Origin of the sequence: Enterobacter cloacae complex sp. P47BA, from assembly GCF_014930485.1 — a bacterium.
GTDB classification, from domain to species: Bacteria; Pseudomonadota; Gammaproteobacteria; order Enterobacterales; family Enterobacteriaceae; genus Enterobacter; species Enterobacter bugandensis.
In genome coordinates, this window is record NZ_JADBRF010000008.1 from 163913 (window position 1) to 185624 (window position 21712).

At 53.9% G+C, this 21712-nt stretch carries 19 protein-coding genes; 10 read left to right on the top strand and 9 right to left on the bottom strand.

Annotated features, from left to right (window positions below; translation table 11 throughout):
- From IM299_RS10655 to IM299_RS10680, 6 genes are all read right to left on the bottom strand, one after another.
- Entirely contained in the window at positions 1-327 is a 327-nt protein-coding gene (locus IM299_RS10655; RefSeq protein ID WP_006176899.1) for a cytochrome o ubiquinol oxidase subunit IV, read from the bottom strand.
- Complete coding sequence (locus tag IM299_RS10660; protein ID WP_008503324.1) at positions 327-941, bottom strand: cytochrome o ubiquinol oxidase subunit III; 615 nt, start codon at positions 939-941, stop codon at positions 327-329. Before IM299_RS10660 ends, IM299_RS10655 begins: the two co-directional genes overlap by 1 nt.
- Positions 931-2922: a cytochrome o ubiquinol oxidase subunit I gene (gene cyoB / locus IM299_RS10665; RefSeq protein ID WP_193357463.1), complete on the bottom strand. Its 1992-nt coding sequence runs from the start codon at positions 2920-2922 to the stop codon at positions 931-933. The genes IM299_RS10660 and cyoB overlap by 11 nt, the downstream gene beginning before the upstream one ends.
- A gap of 16 nt (positions 2923-2938) precedes the next feature.
- Entirely contained in the window at positions 2939-3886 is a 948-nt protein-coding gene (gene cyoA, locus IM299_RS10670) for a cytochrome o ubiquinol oxidase subunit II (protein WP_008503322.1), read from the bottom strand.
- A 477-nt stretch (positions 3887-4363) separates the two neighbouring features.
- A complete protein-coding gene (ampG, locus tag IM299_RS10675) occupies positions 4364-5839 on the bottom strand; it encodes a muropeptide MFS transporter AmpG (RefSeq protein WP_047363949.1) in 1476 nt (491 codons plus the stop codon).
- Positions 5840-5884: 45 nt separating this feature from the next.
- On the bottom strand, positions 5885-6463 hold the full coding sequence (locus IM299_RS10680; RefSeq protein ID WP_028012160.1) for a lipoprotein: 579 nt from the start codon (positions 6461-6463) through the stop codon (positions 5885-5887).
- Between the two features lie 306 nt (positions 6464-6769).
- Between IM299_RS10680 and bolA the strand changes: the two genes are divergently transcribed.
- The 9 genes from bolA to IM299_RS10725 all read left to right on the top strand — a co-directional run bounded on the left by bolA (position 6770) and on the right by IM299_RS10725 (position 17130).
- Entirely contained in the window at positions 6770-7087 is a 318-nt protein-coding gene (gene bolA / locus IM299_RS10685) for a transcriptional regulator BolA (RefSeq protein ID WP_003859051.1), read from the top strand.
- Positions 7088-7417: 330 nt separating this feature from the next.
- Positions 7418-8716 (top strand): trigger factor, encoded by a 1299-nt coding sequence (gene tig / locus IM299_RS10690; protein WP_008503318.1) that lies wholly within the window; start codon positions 7418-7420, stop codon positions 8714-8716.
- Between the two features lie 260 nt (positions 8717-8976).
- Complete coding sequence (clpP, locus tag IM299_RS10695; RefSeq protein ID WP_014069126.1) at positions 8977-9600, top strand: ATP-dependent Clp endopeptidase proteolytic subunit ClpP; 624 nt, start codon at positions 8977-8979, stop codon at positions 9598-9600.
- Between the two features lie 125 nt (positions 9601-9725).
- Positions 9726-11000, top strand: a complete 1275-nt coding sequence (clpX, locus tag IM299_RS10700) for an ATP-dependent protease ATP-binding subunit ClpX (protein ID WP_028012161.1) — start codon at positions 9726-9728, stop codon at positions 10998-11000.
- 183 nt (positions 11001-11183) lie between these two features.
- Positions 11184-13538: an endopeptidase La gene (lon, locus tag IM299_RS10705; protein ID WP_023334706.1), complete on the top strand. Its 2355-nt coding sequence runs from the start codon at positions 11184-11186 to the stop codon at positions 13536-13538.
- Positions 13539-13748: 210 nt separating this feature from the next.
- Entirely contained in the window at positions 13749-14021 is a 273-nt protein-coding gene (gene hupB / locus IM299_RS10710; RefSeq protein WP_002444653.1) for a nucleoid-associated protein HU-beta, read from the top strand.
- Positions 14022-14233: 212 nt separating this feature from the next.
- The gene (gene ppiD / locus IM299_RS10715; protein WP_028012162.1) at positions 14234-16105 is read left to right on the top strand and encodes a peptidylprolyl isomerase; all 1872 of its coding nucleotides are present in this window, start codon (positions 14234-14236) and stop codon (positions 16103-16105) included.
- 148 nt (positions 16106-16253) lie between these two features.
- Positions 16254-16634, top strand: a complete 381-nt coding sequence (locus tag IM299_RS10720) for a helix-hairpin-helix domain-containing protein (protein ID WP_041911079.1) — start codon at positions 16254-16256, stop codon at positions 16632-16634.
- 97 nt (positions 16635-16731) lie between these two features.
- Positions 16732-17130: a YbgC/FadM family acyl-CoA thioesterase gene (locus IM299_RS10725; RefSeq protein ID WP_014830880.1), complete on the top strand. Its 399-nt coding sequence runs from the start codon at positions 16732-16734 to the stop codon at positions 17128-17130.
- 61 nt (positions 17131-17191) lie between these two features.
- Here the strand turns inward: IM299_RS10725 and queC are convergent, their stop codons facing one another.
- Positions 17192-17887, bottom strand: coding sequence for a 7-cyano-7-deazaguanine synthase QueC (queC, locus tag IM299_RS10730; protein ID WP_193357464.1), 696 nt, complete (start codon positions 17885-17887; stop codon positions 17192-17194).
- Between the two features lie 66 nt (positions 17888-17953).
- Positions 17954-19654, bottom strand: a complete 1701-nt coding sequence (locus tag IM299_RS10735) for an SgrR family transcriptional regulator (RefSeq protein ID WP_193357465.1) — start codon at positions 19652-19654, stop codon at positions 17954-17956.
- Between the two features lie 101 nt (positions 19655-19755).
- Here IM299_RS10735 and cof point away from each other — a divergent pair, with 101 nt between their 5' ends.
- Entirely contained in the window at positions 19756-20574 is an 819-nt protein-coding gene (gene cof, locus IM299_RS10740) for an HMP-PP phosphatase (RefSeq protein WP_193357466.1), read from the top strand.
- Positions 20575-20615: 41 nt separating this feature from the next.
- On the opposite strand, the gene IM299_RS10745 is transcribed toward cof, so the two are convergent.
- Entirely contained in the window at positions 20616-21662 is a 1047-nt protein-coding gene (locus IM299_RS10745) for a PLP-dependent cysteine synthase family protein (RefSeq protein ID WP_041911077.1), read from the bottom strand.
- Between the last annotated feature and the right edge of the window lie 50 nt (positions 21663-21712).

A 21712-nucleotide genomic window follows, 5' to 3' on the forward strand; every position in this document is an offset into this window, starting at 1 on the left:
TTAGTGAACCATCATGTTGTAGTTGAGGTTCCACATAATCCAGATGGAACCGACTACCAGGATAGCGATGATAATCACGGTAAAGATAAAGGCAGTCATATTCCAGCCTTCATCGGACTTGGTGTTCATGTGCAGGAAGCAAACCAGATGCACCAGAATCTGAATCACCGCGGTCACCAGGATTGCTCCCAGGATAACCGGCTTGGACGCAGAACCGCTCATCACCATCCAGAACGGGATCACCGTCAGGATGATCGACAGGATGAAACCTGTCATGTAGGTTTTTACGCTGCCGTGGGAAGCGCCATGATCGTTAGAATGACTCATTACATCGCCCCCATCAGATAGACAACAGAGAACACGCAGATCCATACCACGTCCAGGAAGTGCCAGAACAGGCTCAGGCACAGGATACGGGTACGGTTAGTGCTGGTCAGGCCGCGGCGGGAGATCTGGAACATCAGTACTGCCATCCAGATCAGACCCGAGGTCACGTGCAGACCGTGGGTACCCACCAGCGCGAAGAACGCGGACAGGAAGCCACTGCGATCCGGACCGAAGCCTTCCATAATCAGGTGGTGGAATTCATAGATTTCCATCCCGATAAAGCCAGCACCAAACAGCCAGGTCAACGCCAGCCAGGAGACAACCTGGCTCTTGTTGTTTTTGTACATGGCGATAGCCGCCATGCCGTAGGTGATGGAGCTGAATAACAGCAGTGCGGTTTCAACCAGAACGAACGGCAGTTCAAAAATGTCCTTGCCGGTCGGGCCGCCCGCTGTGCCGTTCACCAGAACGGCATAGGTCGCGAACAGACAGCAGAACAGAATGCAGTCGCTCATCAGGTAGATCCAGAACCCGAAGACTTTGGTCGGTCCTGTATCATGGTGCGCATGTTCATGCGCGTGGGCAGTTGAGTGCGCCAGAGTATCAGTTGCCATTTTTCAGCCCCGCTTTAGAAATCTCGTCGAAATGCTGATTTTCCAGCTTTTCAACTTCACGGACTGGTACGTAGTAGTCCACGTCCTCGTCAAAGCTCTTCACAATCCAGCTGATTACGATGCCAGCGAAGCCAACAATCGCCATCCACCAGATGTGCCAGATCATTGCGAAACCAAATACCGTTGCGAAGGCGGCAATGACAATGCCCGCACCGCTGTTTTTCGGCATATGGATCTCTTCGTAATGCTCAGGTTGCTTGTACGCTTCACCTTTTTCTTTCATTTCCCAGAATGCGTCACGCTCGTGAATGTGCGGCACTACGGCAAAGTTATAGAACGGTGGTGGAGAAGAGGTTGCCCACTCCAGCGTACGGCCACCCCAAGGGTCACCGGTCAGGTCGCGGTTCAGGTTACGGTCGCGGATGGACACGTAGTACTGAATCAGCTGGCACAGAATACCGCAGGCAATCAGCGCTGCACCGCCCGCTGCAACCATCAGCATTGGGTGGAACTGCGGATCGATCTGCTGGCTCAGACGACGGGTCATACCCATGAAGCCCAGCACGTACAGCGGCATAAACGCCACGAAGAAGCCAATGATCCAGAACCAGAACGCGCGTTTACCCCAGGTTTCGTTCAGCGTGAAGCCAAACGCCTTAGGCCACCAGTAAGTCACACCTGCGAAGCAGCCGAAGACTACGCCGCCGATGATAACGTTATGGAAGTGCGCAATCAGGAACAGGCTGTTGTGCAGAACGAAGTCAGCACCTGGCACCGCCAGCAGTACGCCGGTCATCCCACCTACGGAGAAGGTCACGATGAAGCCGATGGTCCACAGCATTGCTGAGTGGAACACGATACGGCCCTGGTACATGGTGAACAGCCAGTTGAAGATCTTCACCCCGGTAGGGATGGCGATAATCATGGTGGTGATACCGAAGAAGGCGTTTACGTTCGCGCCCGCACCCATGGTAAAGAAGTGGTGCAGCCAAACGATGAACGACAGAACGGTAATACACACGGTTGCCCACACCAGAGAGGTGTAACCAAACAGACGCTTACGCGAGAAGGTTGCCGCGATTTCGGAGAACACACCGAAAACAGGCAGAACCAGAATGTACACTTCCGGGTGACCCCAGGCCCAAATCAGGTTGATGTACATCATCATGTTGCCACCCATATCATTCGTGAAGAAATGGGTGCCCAGGTAGCGGTCCAGGGTCAGCAGCGCGATGGTGACGGTCAGAATTGGGAACGACGCGATAATCAGTACGTTGGCGCACAGAGATGCCCAGGTAAATACTGGCATCTTGAACATCGTCATACCTGGTGCACGCATCTTCAGGATGGTCACGAAGAAGTTGATACCGGTCAGGGTAGTACCGACACCGGAGAGCTGAAGCGCCCAAATCCAGTAGTCAACGCCTACACCCGGACTGTACTCAATTCCCGAAAGCGGTGGGTAAGCCAGCCAGCCGGTCTGTGCGAATTCGCCCACGCCCAGTGACAGGTTAACCAGGATAACGCCGACAACCGTGAACCAGAAGCTCAGGTTGTTCAGGAACGGGAACGCTACGTCGCGCGCGCCAATCTGCAGCGGAACGACAACGTTCATCAGACCGATTACCAGCGGCATCGCCACGAAGAAGATCATGATAACGCCGTGGGCGGTAAAGATCTGATCGTAGTGGTGCGGTGGCAGGAAGCCGGCTTCGCCCGCAGACGCGAGTGCCTGCTGGCTACGCATCATGATTGCATCCGCAAAGCCACGAATTAACATGACGATACCGACGATGCAGTACATGATACCGAGTTTTTTGTGGTCAACCGAAGTCAGCCACTCATTCCACAGGTAGCTCCACTTACCGAAGTAAGTGATCAGGCCAACTAAGGCCGCGCCACCAATGATAATTGCAGCCACCGTAACCATGATAATCGGTTCATGGTAGGGCACTGCATCCAGTGTCAATTTTCCGAACATTTTCTTCCTCGGCCCCTTAGTGAGCGGTTTCCGCGTGGCTCATGTCCATGCCTTCCATACCTTCGTGCGCGCTGTGCTCGCCTTCTGGCTGGGTCATGTCCATGCTCTTGCCGTGATCCATAAATTTGCCAATAACGTCTTTGAACAAATCTGGTTTCACGTTAGAGAAGTACTCCACCTTGTTGTATTCGCTAGGTGCAGCCACTTTTTCGAACGCCGCCATGTCAGACATGGTGTTTGGAGACTGCTTCGCTTTTTCAACCCACTGGTCGAAAGCGGCACGGTCCGGCGTCGCAATAGCTTTGAACTTCATACCTGAGAAGCCCGGGCCGCTATAGCTGGCGGAGATACCATCGTAGGTGCCTGCTTCATTCGCGATCAGATGCAGGTTCGTCTGCATACCGGCCATCGCGTAAATCTGGCTACCCAGACGCGGGATGAAGAAGGAGTTCATTACGGAGTTGGAGGTCACTTTGAACTGAACCGGAGTGTTCGCCGGGAAGGCGATTTCATTCACGGTAGCAATGCCCTGCTCTGGATAGATGAAGAACCATTTCCAGTCCATGGAGACCACTTCAATGGTAATAGGTTTTTCATCGTGAACCAGCGGCTTGCTTGGCTCAAGTGCGTGAGTGGTTTTCCAGGTCAGTACGGCAAGGAACAGGATGATCAGGATAGGTACCGTCCAGACCACAGCTTCAACTTTGTTGGAGTGTGACCAGTTCGGGCTATACTTCGCATCTTTATTGCTCGCACGATACTTCCAGGCGAAACCAACAGCCATCAAAATGGCAGGAATAACCACAATCAACATCAGGCCAAAAGCCGTCAATATCAGTGAACGTTGTTCCAGTCCAATCTGTCCTTTGGGGTCTAGTAGTGCAGAATCACAGCCACTGAGTAATACAGTACCTGCGAATAATGACAACCATCCCAAACTTTTATTGTATTTCCTGAGTCTCATTTAACGACCTCAATTCCACGGGAGTCTGGTGGCGTTTAAAGTGTGCGGGCATTTTACGGGAAGGTTACATTACTGTAAACATCATTAGGCCTGTGTCAGGAAGGTGTTACCGGGTTCTGCCGCACATGTCACAAGTGTTGCAGATTATGTCGGTTTTTATGACCGAAGCCGCATGATATGGGCTTTATAACGAAAGGACCCCCAAGCATACACTAAAAGGGGCAATTGGTATAACCATTGTTAAAAATATACAAAAAATTAACAATTAATTATCAATAAAAAGACATCTAAAAAACGAAAAATCAAACTTTCAAATGCTGAATCGTTTAATGAAAAATAGCGTTTTGGAATTGGCTCCAATAATTTCCAAATCCTATCCCGCACAAAACAACAAATATTTTTTTAGCGGCTGTTGGCTATTTCACCGTTATAATTTCGGTTAGTGATTACAACGGGAAATAACCTTTCACTTTTTCTTCAGGTCATCTGCGTTTTACGCAATGCCATAAAATCGAGCAAACCGCCCGTCAGGATCCCGGTGATGGCCAGCAGGGCTCCTGCGTCCAGCAGAAGGGCTTCGAGGGGGAGCGCCAGAGACGTACTGGCGTTAACGATAAGTACCACAAGCCATAGCGCCAGCGCGCCGCAGCCCGCCATTAGCAGACGTAACGCAAATCGGTAGGCGCGGTGATATTCAGTGCGCGGCATAAAGTGTTCGGTCCGCTGGGTATATTCCAGCGTCTGGCGACACACCAGCAATAATAAAATCCCCGGCACGGCAGCCGCGACCGAGAAGAGATAAAACGTTGGCCAGCCGTGGGCTTCTACAAACCAGCCAGCAATCGGACCTACGTACACGCGCCCAACGGCCGAGAGCGCCGAGAGCAGCGCAAACTGCGTGGCGGAAAACGATTTATTGCACAGGGTCATCAGCAGGGCGACAAACGCCGCCGTTCCCATGCCGCCGCAGAGATTTTCAAAGAACACCGCCGCGGCCATGCTGAACATATGCTTGTCAGTCACCGACAGCAGCCAGTAGCCCGCGTTAGATGCGCCCTGCAGGATGCCGAAGATCAGCAGCGCGCGGAACAGCGTCAGGCGCTGCATCAATACGCCGCCATAAAGCGCACCGACGATGGTCGCAAACAGCCCCAGCGTTTTATTCACCACGCCCACTTCACCGGCATCAAAACCGACGCCGCGGATCAGGAAAGTGGTGGTCAGGCTCATGGCAAAGGCATCGCCAAGCTTATAAAGGACAATGAGCAGCAGGATCAGCCAGGCATTGTTGCGGCCAAAAAAGTCACGCAGCGGTTCGGCCACGGCCTGTTCCAGGGAGCGGGGAACCGGAATGACGTCGCTCGGTTCGGGTGCAAATAGCGTAGCGATAATGCAGGGGATGAGCAGGGCAGCCATCAGCCAGTACATACCCTGCCAGCCGAGATAACGGTCGGCCAGCCACAACGCCAGCCCGCCGGAGACCAGCATCCCGAGGCGATAGCCCAGCACGCTGATCGCCGCACCGGCACCGCGCTCTTCCGCAGGTAACACGTCCGTCTTCCAGGCGTCGAACACGATATCCTGAGAGGCGGAACAGAAGGCTATCACCACCGCAAGCGCGGCCATCCAGCGGAGCTGTGTGGTCGGCTCAAGAAAGCCCATCGCCGCAATCGCCAGCAGCAGCAGGACCTGTGTCATCACTAACCAGCCGCGACGACGCCCCAGAAACGGCGGCGTATAGCGATCCATCACCGGCGACCACAGGAACTTAAAGACATACGCCTGACCGACAAGCGAGAAGAAACCAATGGTTTTGAGATCGATGTTCTCAACCGTCATCCACGCCTGAAGCGTGCCGGAGGTGAGCGCGAGGGGTAAACCGGAGGCAAAGCCGAGGATCAGCAGAATCGCTGATTTCGGTTGCTGGAAAATGCGTAAGTAGTGACTGGACATGTTCTTATGAACTGACCCGGTGAAGCACCGGGTCAGTGAGCAGGATTAACGTGCGTTCTGCTTGATAAAGTCGTGAATGCTGGTGTCCTGCGCCATATCGGCGATGGTGTCCGTCAGCACGCTATTAACGGCGTTAGCAATATTCTTGTTAGAGGCCTGGAACGCGCCTTCAACAGAGTAGCTGGCGCGGTAGTTTTTGGTCATCTTGTTGCCGTTCTTCGCGGTGGCAATGATGGCGATATCCGCTTTGGTCGCAATGTTGTAGCGCACGTTGCCCTGAGAGACGTCTGCGTACAGGTTGTTGACGATAATCTGCAGATCAACCGCGCCGCTTGGGCCAATCATGTAGCCGCGAGCGGTCATTTGCTTCTCAAGCACTTCCTGCAGCAGGAAGCGCAGGTCGCGGGACGCGGTCAGCGTCACCTGCTGGTTGTCGCGGGTCACTTTTGCCAGCGCCTGGTCCTGACGCTGATCGGCACCGTTAATGCTCACGGTGACGCCCATCAGGCTTGGGTCCTGCTGAGGCAGGGTGATTTTTGGTGAGACATCAATAGTGGTAGGCGGAGTCGCACAGCCTGCCAGCATAAAAAGGGCTACCAACGGAAAGAAGAGTTTTTTAAACATTTTCAGGTTCTCAACGAATCGTAAGCATTAAAGAGAGAAAAATTGCCGCCATCATATCATCGACTACGGCCAGGGGAAGTGGTCAACGCATGTAAATTCATCGTCTTGTCTGAAAACTGACCAGCTCATCCTTTTTCTCCTCCCGCGAGAGACGACAGGTATGAGTCTCACAGTGAACTTCATCCATTTGAATGAGAAAATCAGACGAAAGCTAAATATTTGTTGTCAAGGTGTAATGGAAACGGTAAAAGCGGCTAACATTTAAAGGGATGGGTGACATCTTAGCGTTGTCGGAGGAGTAATTTCATGATGATACGTGAACAGATAGAAGAAAAATTAAGGGCAGCGTTCAACCCTGTGTTCCTCGAAGTCGTCGACGAAAGCTATCGTCATAACGTGCCGGCAGGTTCTGAAAGCCACTTTAAAGTGGTTCTGGTTAGCGATCGCTTCACGGGAGAACGTTTCCTGAACCGACATCGCCTGATCTACAGCACCTTGACGGAAGAACTCTCCACGACCGTGCATGCGCTGGCACTGCATACCTACACCATTAAGGAATGGGAAGGCTTGCAGGATACGGTTTTTGCGTCGCCGCCTTGTCGCGGTGCAGGCACCATCGCCTGATAAATCGGATTTGCAACGGCTGGAGCTTTTCCAGTATGTTGCTTACAGATTTCCTCAAAACGGCCTCCGGGCCGTTTTGTTTTGTCTGAGTTTTGAGCGGATGGTGCGATTTTAAGGCTAAAAATAGCCTTAAAGTGTGAAAAAAGCCGCAGCAACATGCTCCAACCGTTCTCGACTCACCTAAGTGATGCCGCTATAATGCCGCGTCTTATTGAATGTCTTCGGGATGATTCTGGCGACAGGGAATGTGAATCTGCACTAAGAGAGCATCCCGGTATAACAGACAGATTCAGAGTTGACCGAGCACTGTGATTTTTTTGAGGTAACAAGATGCAAGTTTCAGTTGAAACCACTCAAGGCCTTGGCCGCCGTGTAACGATTACTATCGCTGCTGACAGCATCGAAACTGCTGTGAAAAGCGAGCTGGTCAACGTAGCAAAAAAAGTACGTATTGACGGCTTCCGTAAGGGCAAAGTACCAATGAATGTTGTTGCTCAGCGTTATGGCGCTTCCGTGCGTCAGGATGTGCTGGGTGAACTGATGAGCCGCAACTTTATCGACGCGATCATCAAAGAAAAAATCAATCCAGCCGGCGCGCCAAACTACGTGCCAGGCGAATACAAACTGGGCGAAGACTTCACCTACTCCGTAGAGTTCGAAGTGTACCCGGAAGTTGAGCTGAAAGGCCTGGAATCTATCGAAGTTGAAAAACCGATCGTTTCCGTGACCGACGAAGACGTTGACGGCATGCTGGACACCCTGCGTAAGCAGCAGGCGAACTGGAAAGAGAAAGAAGGCGCTGTTGACGCGGAAGACCGCGTAACCATCGACTTCACCGGTTCTGTAGACGGCGAAGAGTTCGAAGGCGGCAAAGCGTCTGACTTCGTACTGGCAATGGGCCAGGGTCGTATGATCCCAGGCTTCGAAGACGGCATCAAAGGCCACAAAGCGGGCGAAGAGTTCACCATCGACGTGACCTTCCCTGAAGAGTACCACGCTGAAAACCTGAAAGGTAAAGCAGCGAAGTTCGTCATCAACCTGAAGAAAGTTGAAGAGCGCGAACTGCCAGAACTGACTGAAGAGTTCATCAAGCGTTTCGGCGTGGAAGATGGTTCTGTTGCTGGCCTGCGTACCGAAGTGCGTAAAAACATGGAGCGCGAGCTGAACGGTGCTGTGCGTAACCGCGTGAAATCTCAGGCGATTGAAGGTCTGGTAAAAGCGAACGAAATCGACGTTCCTGCTGCCCTGATCGACAGCGAAATCGACGTGCTGCGCCGTCAGGCTGCACAGCGCTTCGGTGGCAACCAGCAGCAAGCGATGGAACTGCCGCGCGAGCTGTTCGAAGAGCAAGCGAAACGCCGCGTTGTTGTTGGCCTGCTGCTGGGCGAAGTGATTCGTACCCACGAGCTGAAAGCTGACGAAGAGCGTGTGAAGGGCCTGATCGAAGAGATGGCGTCTGCATACGAAGATCCATCAGAAGTGATCGAGTTCTACGGTAAGAACAAAGAGCTGATGGACAACATGCGCAACGTCGCACTGGAAGAGCAGGCTGTTGAAGCGGTACTGGCGAAAGCGAAAGTGACCGAAAAAGCGACCTCTTTCAACGAACTGATGAACCAGCAGGCGTAATTTCGCTCTAACGGTTTAAAGTTTGAACAAAAAACCCGTTGCCTTCCGGCGACGGGTTTTTTTTATCGCTGCATGGGTTCTGGAAGGGTGCTAAAACGCCCTTTCAGTGTTAGCGTTACAACAAAAGGTTGTTATGCTTGAAATAGGGCGTGGCGAACCCCATAAGTATGTAATCACGATGATTGAGACTGGCTGATAATCCGTCCATAAGGTTACAATCAGTACAGCAGGTGTTTTCAATTTTGAACCAGGAGACGGAAATGTCATACAGTGGCGAACGAGATAACTTTGCACCCCATATGGCGCTGGTGCCAATGGTTATTGAACAGACCTCACGCGGTGAGCGTTCTTTCGATATCTATTCCCGTCTGCTCAAGGAACGCGTTATCTTTCTGACCGGCCAGGTAGAAGACCATATGGCTAACCTGATCGTGGCGCAGATGCTGTTCCTGGAAGCGGAAAACCCGGAAAAAGACATTTACCTGTACATCAACTCGCCTGGCGGTGTGATTACGGCGGGCATGTCCATTTATGACACCATGCAGTTCATCAAGCCAGATGTCAGCACTATCTGTATGGGGCAGGCTGCATCCATGGGGGCCTTCCTGTTAACCGCAGGGGCGAAAGGTAAGCGTTTCTGCCTGCCTAACTCCCGCGTGATGATTCACCAGCCGCTGGGGGGTTACCAGGGGCAGGCGACGGATATCGAAATCCACGCCCGCGAAATTCTGAAAGTAAAAGCGCGCATGAATGAACTTATGGCGCAGCATACAGGTCAATCTCTTGAGCAGATCGAGCGCGATACCGAGCGCGATCGCTTCCTCTCTGCTCCAGAGGCAGTTGAGTACGGCTTAGTCGACTCCGTATTGACCCATCGTAATTGATGCCCGCGACGCGAGTGTGCCGCTATACTAAGGTAGGGCGGCACGCTGCTTAAAGCACACGCGTCTTAGAATGGCATTTGCGTCGTCATGTGCGGCACAAAGAACTTAAAAAGAGGTTTGGACTCATGACAGATAAACGCAAAGATGGTTCGGGCAAACTGCTGTACTGCTCTTTTTGCGGCAAAAGCCAGCATGAAGTGCGTAAACTGATTGCCGGGCCGTCCGTGTATATCTGCGACGAATGCGTCGATTTATGTAACGACATCATTCGCGAAGAGATTAAAGAAGTAGCGCCGCACCGTGAGCGTAGCGCATTGCCAACGCCGCATGAGATTCGTCATCACCTTGACGACTATGTCATCGGTCAGGAGCAGGCCAAGAAAGTGCTGGCGGTGGCGGTATACAACCACTACAAACGTCTGCGTAACGGCGACACCAGCAATGGCGTAGAACTGGGCAAAAGTAACATTCTGCTGATCGGGCCAACCGGCTCCGGTAAAACGCTGCTGGCGGAAACCCTGGCGCGCCTGCTGGATGTTCCGTTTACCATGGCGGATGCCACCACCCTGACCGAAGCCGGTTATGTGGGTGAAGACGTTGAGAACATCATTCAGAAGCTGCTGCAGAAGTGCGATTACGACGTTCAGAAAGCACAGCGCGGGATTGTTTATATTGATGAGATCGACAAGATCTCCCGTAAATCAGACAATCCGTCCATCACCCGTGACGTGTCGGGTGAAGGCGTGCAGCAGGCCCTGCTGAAGCTGATCGAAGGTACGGTTGCGGCCGTTCCGCCGCAGGGTGGACGCAAACATCCGCAGCAGGAGTTCCTGCAGGTCGATACCTCCAAGATCCTGTTCATTTGCGGCGGCGCGTTTGCTGGTCTGGATAAAGTCATTTCCCACCGTGTTGAAACCGGCTCCGGCATCGGTTTTGGCGCAACGGTGAAGGCGAAGTCCGAGAAAGCCAACGAAGGTGAACTGCTTTCGCAGGTTGAGCCTGAAGATCTGATCAAATTTGGTCTGATCCCTGAATTCATTGGCCGTCTGCCGGTTGTGGCAACGCTGAATGAGCTGAGCGAAGACGCGCTGATTCAGATTCTGAAAGAGCCGAAAAATGCGCTGACCAAGCAGTATCAGGCGCTGTTCAATCTGGAAGGCGTTGAGCTGGAATTCCGTGACGAAGCGCTGGATGCGATTGCCAAGAAAGCGATGGCGCGTAAAACCGGTGCGCGTGGTTTGCGCTCTATCGTTGAAGCGGCATTGCTCGACACCATGTACGATCTGCCGTCGATGGAAGACGTCGAAAAAGTGGTTATCGACGAGTCCGTGATCGGCGGCCAATCCAAGCCGCTGCTGATTTACGGTAAACCGGAAGCCCAGCAGGCATCTGGCGAATAATTCACCAAATCATACAAGCAGTTAATCAAAAAGGGGGGATTTTATCTCCCCTTTACTTTTTCCGTATTCATAGCGTTGAATGTGTGGGAAACATCCCCATATACTGGATACATGTTAATGGTTATGTGAAGCACTGTGACATGACCAGCTTACCTGGCGGACACTAAACTAAGAGAGAGCTCTATGAATCCTGAGCGTTCTGAACGCATTGAAATCCCCGTATTGCCGTTGCGCGATGTGGTGGTTTATCCGCACATGGTCATACCCTTATTTGTAGGGCGGGAAAAATCTATCCGTTGCCTCGAAGCCGCCATGGATCATGATAAAAAAATCATGCTGGTGGCCCAGAAAGAAGCATCAACGGATGAGCCGGGTGTAAACGATCTTTTCACCGTCGGGACCGTGGCCTCTATTTTACAAATGCTGAAGCTGCCGGACGGCACCGTGAAGGTGCTGGTCGAAGGCCTGCAGCGGGCGCGTATTACCACCCTGTCAGACGATGGCGAACACTTCTCTGCCAAGGCAGAGTACCTTGATTCGCCTGAACTTGATGAGCGCGAGCAGGAAGTGCTGGTACGTACCGCGATTAGCCAGTTCGAAGGCTATATCAAGCTGAACAAGAAAATCCCACCAGAAGTGCTGACGTCGCTGAACAGCATCGACGATCCTGCGCGTCTGGCGGACACCATCGCTGCACACATGCCGCTGAAGCTGGCTGACAAACAGTCCGTGCTGGAGATGTCCGACGTTAACGAACGTCTGGAATACCTGATGGCGATGATGGAGTCTGAAATCGATCTGCTGCAGGTTGAGAAGCGCATTCGTAACCGCGTGAAAAAGCAGATGGAAAAATCTCAGCGTGAGTACTATCTGAATGAGCAAATGAAGGCCATTCAGAAAGAGCTGGGCGAGATGGACGACGCACCGGACGAAAACGAAGCGCTGAAGCGTAAGATCGACGCGGCGAAGATGCCGAAAGAGGCGAAAGAGAAAGCCGAAGCAGAACTGCAGAAGCTGAAAATGATGTCTCCGATGTCGGCTGAAGCAACCGTCGTGCGCGGCTACATTGAGTGGATGGTGCAGGTTCCGTGGAACGCCCGCAGCAAGGTCAAGAAAGACCTGCGTCAGGCCCAGGAGATCCTCGATACTGACCATTACGGCCTGGAACGTGTGAAAGACCGCATCCTTGAGTACCTCGCGGTACAGAGCCGTGTAAACAAAATTAAAGGCCCAATTCTGTGCCTGGTAGGACCGCCGGGGGTGGGTAAAACCTCTCTGGGCCAGTCCATCGCTAAAGCGACCGGACGTAAGTACATCCGTATGGCGCTGGGCGGCGTGCGTGATGAAGCGGAAATCCGTGGTCACCGCCGTACCTACATCGGTTCTATGCCGGGTAAACTGATCCAGAAAATGGCGAAAGTGGGTGTTAAAAACCCGCTGTTCCTGCTTGATGAGATCGACAAAATGTCGTCGGACATGCGCGGCGACCCGGCGTCTGCTCTGCTGGAAGTGCTTGATCCAGAACAGAACGTGGCGTTCAGCGATCACTATCTGGAAGTGGACTACGACCTCAGCGATGTAATGTTCGTGGCGACCTCCAACTCCATGAACATACCGGCACCGCTGCTGGACCGTATGGAAGTGATCCGCCTCTCCGGTTATACCGAAGACGAAAAGCTGAACATTGCTAAACAGCACCTGCTGCCGAAGCAGATTGAGCGTAACGCGCTGAAAGCCAACGAGCTGACCGTCGAGGACAGCGCGATTATCGGCATCATTCGCTACTACACCCGTGAAGCGGGCGTGCGTAGCCTTGAGCGCGAAATATCTAAGCTGTGCCGTAAGGCGGTAAAACAGCTGCTGCTGGATAAGAGCCTGAAGCACATCGTGATTAACGGTGACAATCTGCATGCCTACCTGGGCGTTCAGCGCTTCGACTATGGCCGCGCGGATAACGAAAACCGCGTGGGTCAGGTGACCGGTCTGGCATGGACGGAAGTGGGCGGCGATCTGCTGACCATCGAAACCGCCTGTGTGCCGGGCAAAGGCAAGCTGACCTACACCGGCTCGCTGGGTGAAGTGATGCAGGAGTCCATCCAGGCTGCGCTGACCGTGGTGCGCGCGCGCGCGGAAAAACTGGGTATCAACCCGGATTTCTACGAAAAACGCGACATTCACGTTCACGTTCCTGAAGGGGCGACGCCGAAAGATGGCCCAAGCGCGGGTATTGCCATGTGTACCGCTCTGGTTTCCTGTCTGACGGGCAACCCGGTACGTGCCGATGTGGCAATGACCGGTGAAATCACCCTGCGCGGTCAGGTCCTGCCAATCGGCGGGTTAAAAGAAAAACTGCTGGCGGCACACCGCGGTGGGATCAAAACCGTATTGATCCCTTACGAAAATAAACGCGATCTGGAAGAGATTCCGGACAACGTGATTGCCGATCTGCAGATCCATCCTGTTAAGCGAATTGAGGAAGTTCTCAGTCTCGCACTGCAGAATGAACCCTCCGGAATGCAGGTTGTAACCGCAAAATAGTGACCTCGCGCAAAGAGCGTCAATAAAAACAAGGCTGGTAAGTCATTTCGCACTTGCCAGCCTTTTTTTGTATAGCTAATTTAGATTGCTGATTAGGTCAGCCATCAACAACGGGTGTTGTAAGGTCATGGCAGGCCTGATATAACTGCTGCGCGGTCGCGTTGTGAAGGACTCAGGCGCGATATAAATTATAAAGAGAGGAAGAGAACAGTGAATAAATCTCAACTGATTGACAAAATTGCTGCTGGTGCTGATATTTCTAAAGCTGCAGCTGGACGTGCGTTAGATGCATTAATTGCTTCTGTTACTGAATCTCTGCAGGCTGGGGACGACGTTGCACTGGTAGGCTTCGGTACTTTTGCTGTTAAAGAGCGTGCTGCCCGTACTGGCCGCAACCCTCAGACCGGTAAAGAGATCACCATTGCTGCTGCTAAAGTGCCGGGTTTCCGTGCAGGTAAAGCGCTGAAAGACGCAGTAAACTGATTGCTTTCCCGTTTCAGGGAAGCCGGATAGTACAAGGGCGCATCGTTTGATGTGCCTTTTTTGTTTGTCCAGACCTGATTTGTGCGAGTTTATGCGAGTTGTGGGCTGACAATCGCCCCGTTTTCTTGTCACAATACGCCTTCACGCGCGACGGGCAGGATTTTCCGTCAGCGTCAGGTAACCAGTCACCTACAGCGGAGTGTTGTTACACCATGATGGACAGCTTACGCACGGCTGCTAACAGTCTCGTGCTCAAGATTATTTTCGGTATCATTATCGTGTCGTTCATATTGACCGGCGTGAGCAGTTACCTTATTGGCGGTGGCGCGAACTATGCCGCAAAAGTGAATGGCCAGGAAATCAGCCGTGGTCAGTTCGAGAATGCTTTTGCCGGTGAGCGTAACCGTATGCAGCAACAGCTGGGCGACCAATTCTCTGAACTGGCGGCGAATGAAGGGTACATGAAAACCCTGCGCCAACAGACACTGAACCGTCTTATCGACGAAGCGCTGCTGGATCAGTATGCCAAAAAGCTGGGCCTTGGCATCAGCGACGAGCAGGTCAAAAAAGCGATCTTCGCCACTCAGGCATTCCAGTCTAACGGTAAATTCGACAACGCGCGTTACAACAGTATCGTTAACCAGATGGGCATGACGGCGGATCAGTACGCGCAGGCGCTGCGTAACCAGTTGACGACCCAGCAGCTCATTAACGCTGTCGTGGGTACCGATTTCATGCTTAAAGGTGAAACCGACGAACTGGCCGCGCTGGTGGCCCAGCAGCGTGTGGTCCGTGAAGCGACCATTGATGTGAACGCCCTGGCGGCGAAACAGCAGGTGAGCGACGCAGACGTTAATGCTTACTACGAGCAGAATAAAAACGCCTTTGTTTCTCCGGAGCAGTTCCGCGTCAGCTACATCAAGCTGGATGCAGCTGCGCTGCAGGAAAGCGCGTCTGATGCCGAGATCCAGTCTTACTACGACCAGCATCAGGATCAGTTCACTCAGCCGCAGCGTAACCGCTACAGCGTGATTCAGACCAAAACTGAAGCAGATGCTAAGGCGGTACTGGATGAGCTGAACAAAGGCGCTGATTTCGCCACCCTTGCGAAAGCGAAATCCACCGACATTATCTCTGCGAAAAACGGCGGTGATATGGGCTGGCTGGAAGACGCAACCACGCCCGACGAGCTGAAAAATGCCGGCCTGAAAGAGAAAGGCCAGCTGTCTGGTGTGATTAAATCATCCGTTGGTTTCCTGGTCGTGCGTCTGGACGACATCACCCCGGCGAAAACCAAGCCGCTGGCTGAGGTTCGTGATGATATCGCCGCGAAAGTGAAACAGGAAAAAGCCCTGGATGCCTACTACGCGCTGCAGCAGAAGGTGAGCGATGCTGCCAGCAACGACAACGAATCTCTGGCAGGTGCAGAGCAGGCGGCGGGTGTGAAAGCGGTTGAGACCGGCTGGTTTGGTCGCGACAACCTGCCGGAAGAGCTGAACTTCAAACCGGTTTCTGATGCCATCTTTAACGGTGGTCTGGTGGGCGAGAACGGCACGCCGGGCAGCAACTCTGACATCATTACCGTTGACGGCGATCGCGCCTTTGTTCTGCGCGTCAGCGAGCACAAGCCAGAAGCGGTCAAACCGCTGGCGGAAGTGAAGGATCAGGTCGTCGCTCAGGTTAAGCACAACAAAGCAGAACAGCAGGCTAAACTGGACGCTGAGAAGATTCTGGCCGATCTGAAAGCGGGTAAACAGGACGCGCTGAAAGCGGCAGGTCTGAGCTTCGGTGAGGCGAAAACGCTGAGCCGCACCGGTCAGGACCCAATCAGCCAGGCCGCGTTTAGCCTGACGCTACCGGCAAAAGACAAGCCAAGCTTCGGTACCACCACCGATATGCAGGGTAACGTTGTTCTGCTGGCGCTGGACGACGTGAAAGCCGGCACTCTGCCAGAAGCGCAGAAGAAGGCGATGGTTCAGGGCATTACTCAGAACAATGCTCAGATTGCTTTCGAAGCCATGATGAGCAACCTGCGTAAAGACGCCAAAATCAAGCTGGGCGATGTCATGACCCAGCAGCAGTAATTACGTGTCTGCTCGCAGATTTTCGTAACGCTCTGCAAAAACTAAAGGCCGCTTTCGCGGCCTTTTCCATTTCTGCAATCTGCTGTTTGTGCCTGTTTTCACAGGCGGCTATCGTTGCGTGGCTGTCAACAAACAAGGAGATAACAGCATGAAATGTGGAATCAAAGCACTGTTAATTACGCTGGCTATTGCCACCACCGGGATGAGCGCGGGCGCGCAGGCGGCGGCGACCGCCGCCAAACCACAGGCTACGCAGAGCAAGTCTGACGCGGCCGCGCCGGTACAAGGGCAGACCAAAGCGGCTGACGTCGGTAAAAATGCGGATGATGACGGTACGCGGGTCAGCATTAACTCGGCCTCGGCAGAGGATCTCGCCCGCGCAATGAATGGCGTGGGCCTGAAAAAAGCGCAGGCTATCGTCAGCTATCGTGAAGAGTACGGCCCATTCAAAACGGTCGACGATCTCAAACAGGTTCCGGGCATGGGCAGCGCGCTGGTTGAGCGCAACCTCTCACACCTGACACTGTAATAACGCAATTTCTTGCACTGCGGCAAAAGTTTGCCAGGATAAAGAGGTCATACCAGTTATGACCTCTGATCCTATAACAATGAAAGGCTATTGCGCTATGCAGACAAAAATCAAAGTACGCGGTTTCCATCTTGATGTTTATCAGCACGTCAATAACGCTCGCTATCTCGAGTTTCTTGAAGAAGCGCGCTGGGACGGGCTGGAAAACAGCGAAAGCTTTCAGTGGCTGACCGCGCACAACATCGCGTTCGTGGTCGTCAATATCAACATTAACTATCGCCGTCCGGCCGTGCTGGGCGATGTGCTCACCGTGACCAGCCAGGTACAACAGCTAAACGGCAAGAGCGGCGTGTTAAGCCAGGTGGTGACGCTCGATCCAGAAGGGCAGGTGGTGGCTGATGCACTGATCACCTTTGTCTGTATCGATCTGAAAACTCAGAAAGCGCTGCCGCTGGAAGGGGAATTGCGGGAAAAGCTGGAGTTGATGATCGTATAAGACATATTAAGGCGCACTCGTGCTGTCGACACCTGTTTTGCGACAGCACGGTCAAAAAACGCTATTTAAGTCCGGTCTTTTGCTTCATTGCCGCCATCACGCCGACTTTATCAGCCAGGTAATGGTTAAGCCCGTTAGCGCGCAGATTACAGGCGGCGCACTGGCCGCAACCGTCGCCTTTGATGCCGTTATAGCAGGTGAGGGTTTCGCTGCGAACCAAATCCAGCTTGCCCCAGTAGTCGGCCAGCGCCCAGGTTTCGGCTTTATCCAGCCACATGAGCGGGGCTTCAAAGCGCGTCTCTTTCGCCATCCCCAGATTGACGGCGTGGTTGAGCGCTTTGACAAACTCATCGCGGCAGTCCGGGTATCCTGAGAAGTCGGTCTCGCATACGCCCGTAATTACCGCTTCGGCTTTTACCTGATAGGCATAAATCGCCGTCAGGGTCAGGAACAGAATATTACGCCCCGGCACAAACGTGTTCGGAATGCCGCTGGCATCGGGTTCGTAGTCCGGTACAGGAATACTGTCCCGGGTGAGGCTGCTGACGGCCAGTTCATTTAACAGCGTAACGTCCAGCACCTTGTGCGCGCGTGCCCCCAGTTTAAGGGCCAGTTCACGGGCAACGTCGATTTCAGCGCGGTGACGCTGGCCATAATCGAAAGTCACACAGTGAACTTCATCATACTGATGAAGGGCCTGAACCAGGCAGGTTGTAGAGTCTTGTCCTCCGCTGAACACGACGACGGCACGTTTCATAAATCATCTCGACTGTTACGGTAAAAACGTTATGTTACCGTCTGGCTACGGCGGCGACCAGCTTCTTCACGATTTGGGGGCGGGAAGCCAGGCTTCGGTAAAATCAAACCAGCCGCGGGTGTTGAGGCGTATGCCGTTGACTCCCGGCGGGGCGCTGATTTGATATTGATAGTTAAAAAGCGGCGTCAGCACCGCATTCTCCATCAGGCGGTTGAAAATGGCTTGCAGACCGGCGTGTCGGTCCCGAGCTTCGGCCTGAGACTGCACCGCATCCAGCGTGGCTTGCAGATGGGCGTAGGCCGGTGCGCTTAACACGTGCGGCCACAGGGCATCGCAGCGCAGCCACTGCTCAAGCGTATACGCTGGCGCTTCGCCAATCAGCCTGTCCCCCATCATGATGTCTGCATCGGCAAGCTGCTGGCATCCGTCCCACGTCTTGGCGTCGTGGAAGATGACGGTCAGGTCACAACCCTGTCGCGCCAGGTACGCCTTTAACTGGCTGGCCATGGTGTGAAGCTCAACGGGAAGATGGTAAACCAGCGTCAGCGCCTCAGGCAGGGCAACGTCCGTTAAGTCAGGCCATTCGGGGATTGTCCAGCCGGGAAGCAGTTCCCCGGTGGGCGTAATGAGTCCTTCGTTGAGCGGAAGCGTGTGCAGAAGCCTGGAGAGATGGATGATATTGATAAGCCGCTTCGCCTGGATCTCACTCAGAAGCGCGCTCTGTTTCAGCGTGAGGTAACAGAAGCCCAGGCTGGTGCTGCTGCTGACCAGCCTCAGGGTTTCAAGCTCATCGGCCTCGCCAATCGCGATTTGCACCGGGTGACGACAGCTGGTGCCCAGCCTGTAATCAAACAGCTGGGGGGTGATCCAGTATTCGATGGCTTTGAGCAGCGGATGGCTCAGGTGGTATTGCTCATGGCTTTCCAGACGAACCAGGTCGGGCTCAAAGGCGGCCAGCCGGAAAGGGCCGCAGCCAAGTTCAGGATAGTCGGGATGCGCCAGACGGCTGCAGTAGGTTGCCAGCCTGTGCGCCAGCCAATAGTCCGGTTGATGCAGCATAAATGTCAGACACTGTGGATGCGTTGTTTCGAGACGTAAAACGCTCCTGAACAGGGTGCGCAGGGCGGGAAGCGTCAACAGTGCCGTCAGGCTTCGCTGGAGCTGCGCCGTTTCTATTTTATCGCCGTTATGCCAGTGCAGGGTGGAGCGAATGTAGAAATGCCAGCGCAGCCCGTCAGCAGAGACCTCCCAGTGATGCGCGAGATCGCCCGTGGGTTCACTGCTGTTACCGTTAAAACGCGTCAAGCCTGAAAATACCTGTCCTGCCAGATGCTGCTCCGCCCGGCCAGGCAAAAAGCCCGGCTGAAGCGGCTCCAGCGAGCGATAGTAGGGGATGCGCAGCGTCGGCGTGTCGTTTTGCCACTGTCCGCCTAAAAACGGATGCAACAACGATCTCAGTGCTTCAGGAGCAAGCTGGGCCAGCTCCAGCGCGTTATGCTGCTGCCCGCTCTTCAGCGCCTCTTCCATCATCGCATTGCGCAGTGACTCCGGGCTGGCATGGAACGTCAGCTCACCGCGCTTGCCGCGACCAGACCGCGCGTGCCAGCTGAGCCAGCCCGCCTCCTGAGCCTGACGCAGCAGGGTGCGGACATGCCGCTCGCTACAAAAACAGCGGCTGGCAAGCTCACTTATGGTGACCTGCTGTGGAGCGCCAGCGGAAGGTTGCCACAGGCGTTGATACTGGTTAAGACGGTTAAGCTGGCGCATAAGAAACCCGGAACAATAATTTTCATCTATTCACTATTACTTCCGTATATCTCACACGATACTGATGCACAAGTTAATCGCATCACATTTCAGGAGTAATCATGGCCCGCCTCGCTGCATTTGATATGGACGGTACGTTGTTAATGCCGGATCACCGTCTGGGGGAGAAAACGCTGAGTACCCTGAAGCGTCTGCGCGAGCGTGATGTCACCCTGACATTTGCCACTGGCCGCCACGTGCTGGAGATGCGTCATCTGCTGGGCACGTTTTCCCTGGATGCGTTTTTAATCACGGGTAACGGAACGCGCATTCACACCGTTGAAGGAGAGGTGCTGCACCGCCAGGATCTCAACCCGGAAGTGGCGGATACTGTTCTGCACAGCACGTGGGACACGCAGGCCAGTATCCACGTATTCAACGATCAAGGCTGGTTTACCGGAAGCGAAATCCCCGAATTGTTGCACGCGCATGTTTATAGCGGCTTCAAATACCAGCTTATCGATCTGCGCCGGATCCCTGCCCACGCGGTGACCAAGATTTGCTTCTGTGGCGATCACGACGATCTTTGCCGCTTACGCATTCAATTAAATGAGGCGCTGGGCGACCGGGCGCACCTGACCTTCTCGGCGGTGGATTGTCTTGAAGTCCTGCCGGTGGGCTGTAACAAAGGTTCAGCCCTGGCGGTGCTCAGCGACCACCTGGGCTTAACGCTGCAGGAGTGTATGGCGTTTGGCGACGCCATGAATGACCGTGAAATGCTGGGCAGCGTGGGGCGCGGCCTGATTATGGGGAATGCGATGCCGCAGCTGATCGCAGAGCTTCCTCATCTACCGGTTATCGGACACTGCGGCAACGAAGCGGTGTCCCATTTTTTGACGCATTGGCTGGACAACAACAACCTCCCATATTCCCCCGAATAGTGAGACCCTTCCAGCAAGCCAGACTTCGGTCTGGCTTTTTTTTATTCCAGCAGCTGCGCAATCTGCGCTTTCCACGGGGTGATGTCGCCGATGTTGGCCTGTACCCACTCCGCATTGTAGTAGGTCTCAAGGTAGCGCTCGCCGCTGTCGCACAGCAGCGTGACGATGGAGCCGGTACGGCCTTCCTCGCGCATGCGTGCCGCAAGCTGCAGTGCGCCCCACATGTTGGTGCCCGTTGATGCGCCCACTTTGCGCCCAAGCTGCGTTTCCAGCCAGTGCGCGGTGGCGACGCTGGCGGCGTCCGGCACGCGGAGCATTTCGTCGACAACGTCAGGAATGAACGACGGTTCCACGCGCGGGCGGCCAATTCCTTCAATTTTACTGCCCACCGGACTGCGCAGGCCGGCATCGCGGCTTTGCCAGTAGTCGAGGAACACGGAGTTCTGGGGGTCAACTACCATCAGCTGGGTATCGTAGCCCTGACAGCGAATGTAGCGTCCGATAGTGGCTGACGTGCCGCCCGTACCGGCGCTCATCACAATGTACGACGGAACCGGATGCGGTTCGTGGGTCATCTGGCGGAAAATACTGTCGGCAATGTTGTTATTGCCGCGCCAGTCCGTTGCGCGCTCGGCAAAGGTGAACTGGTCCATATAGTGGCCGTTTAGCTCGCGGGCGAGCATTTCAGAGGCGGCGTAGATTTCGCAGGCGCTTTCCACAAAATGGCAACGTCCGCCGTAAAATTCGATCTGCTCGATTTTTCGTTTTGCGGTGCAGGAGGGCATCACGGCGATAAACGGCAGGCCCAGCAGACGAGCGAAATAGGCTTCAGACACCGCCGTTGAACCGGATGAGGATTCAATAATGGTCGTGCCTTCTTTGATCCAGCCGTTGCACAAACCGTATAAAAACAGAGAGCGCGCCAGGCGATGCTTCAGGCTACCGGTAGGATGGGTGCTTTCATCCTTCAGGTAGAGCTGAATACCGTCAAATCCCGGCAGGGGGAGGCGAATCAGGTGGGTATCTGCCGAGCGCTGGTAGTCGGCATTGATTTCGCTGATGGCATGTTTAACCCAGGTGCTATTCATCGTAGTTATCCGTTTGTCATTTTGTGCCCAGCATAGCGAAAAGCACAGAA

Coding starts and splice junctions, on each gene's coding strand:
- IM299_RS10655 (WP_006176899.1), bottom strand. CDS start 327: ATGAGTCATTCTAACGATCATGGCGCTTCCCACGGCAGCGTAAAAACC.
- IM299_RS10660 (WP_008503324.1), bottom strand. CDS start 941: ATGGCAACTGATACTCTGGCGCACTCAACTGCCCACGCGCATGAACAT.
- cyoB (WP_193357463.1), bottom strand. CDS start 2,922: ATGTTCGGAAAATTGACACTGGATGCAGTGCCCTACCATGAACCGATT.
- cyoA (WP_008503322.1), bottom strand. CDS start 3,886: ATGAGACTCAGGAAATACAATAAAAGTTTGGGATGGTTGTCATTATTC.
- ampG (WP_047363949.1), bottom strand. CDS start 5,839: ATGTCCAGTCACTACTTACGCATTTTCCAGCAACCGAAATCAGCGATT.
- IM299_RS10680 (WP_028012160.1), bottom strand. CDS start 6,463: ATGTTTAAAAAACTCTTCTTTCCGTTGGTAGCCCTTTTTATGCTGGCA.
- bolA (WP_003859051.1), top strand. CDS start 6,770: ATGATGATACGTGAACAGATAGAAGAAAAATTAAGGGCAGCGTTCAAC.
- tig (WP_008503318.1), top strand. CDS start 7,418: ATGCAAGTTTCAGTTGAAACCACTCAAGGCCTTGGCCGCCGTGTAACG.
- clpP (WP_014069126.1), top strand. CDS start 8,977: ATGTCATACAGTGGCGAACGAGATAACTTTGCACCCCATATGGCGCTG.
- clpX (WP_028012161.1), top strand. CDS start 9,726: ATGACAGATAAACGCAAAGATGGTTCGGGCAAACTGCTGTACTGCTCT.
- lon (WP_023334706.1), top strand. CDS start 11,184: ATGAATCCTGAGCGTTCTGAACGCATTGAAATCCCCGTATTGCCGTTG.
- ppiD (WP_028012162.1), top strand. CDS start 14,234: ATGATGGACAGCTTACGCACGGCTGCTAACAGTCTCGTGCTCAAGATT.
- IM299_RS10720 (WP_041911079.1), top strand. CDS start 16,254: ATGAAATGTGGAATCAAAGCACTGTTAATTACGCTGGCTATTGCCACC.
- IM299_RS10725 (WP_014830880.1), top strand. CDS start 16,732: ATGCAGACAAAAATCAAAGTACGCGGTTTCCATCTTGATGTTTATCAG.
- queC (WP_193357464.1), bottom strand. CDS start 17,887: ATGAAACGTGCCGTCGTCGTGTTCAGCGGAGGACAAGACTCTACAACC.
- IM299_RS10735 (WP_193357465.1), bottom strand. CDS start 19,654: ATGCGCCAGCTTAACCGTCTTAACCAGTATCAACGCCTGTGGCAACCT.
- cof (WP_193357466.1), top strand. CDS start 19,756: ATGGCCCGCCTCGCTGCATTTGATATGGACGGTACGTTGTTAATGCCG.
- IM299_RS10745 (WP_041911077.1), bottom strand. CDS start 21,662: ATGAATAGCACCTGGGTTAAACATGCCATCAGCGAAATCAATGCCGAC.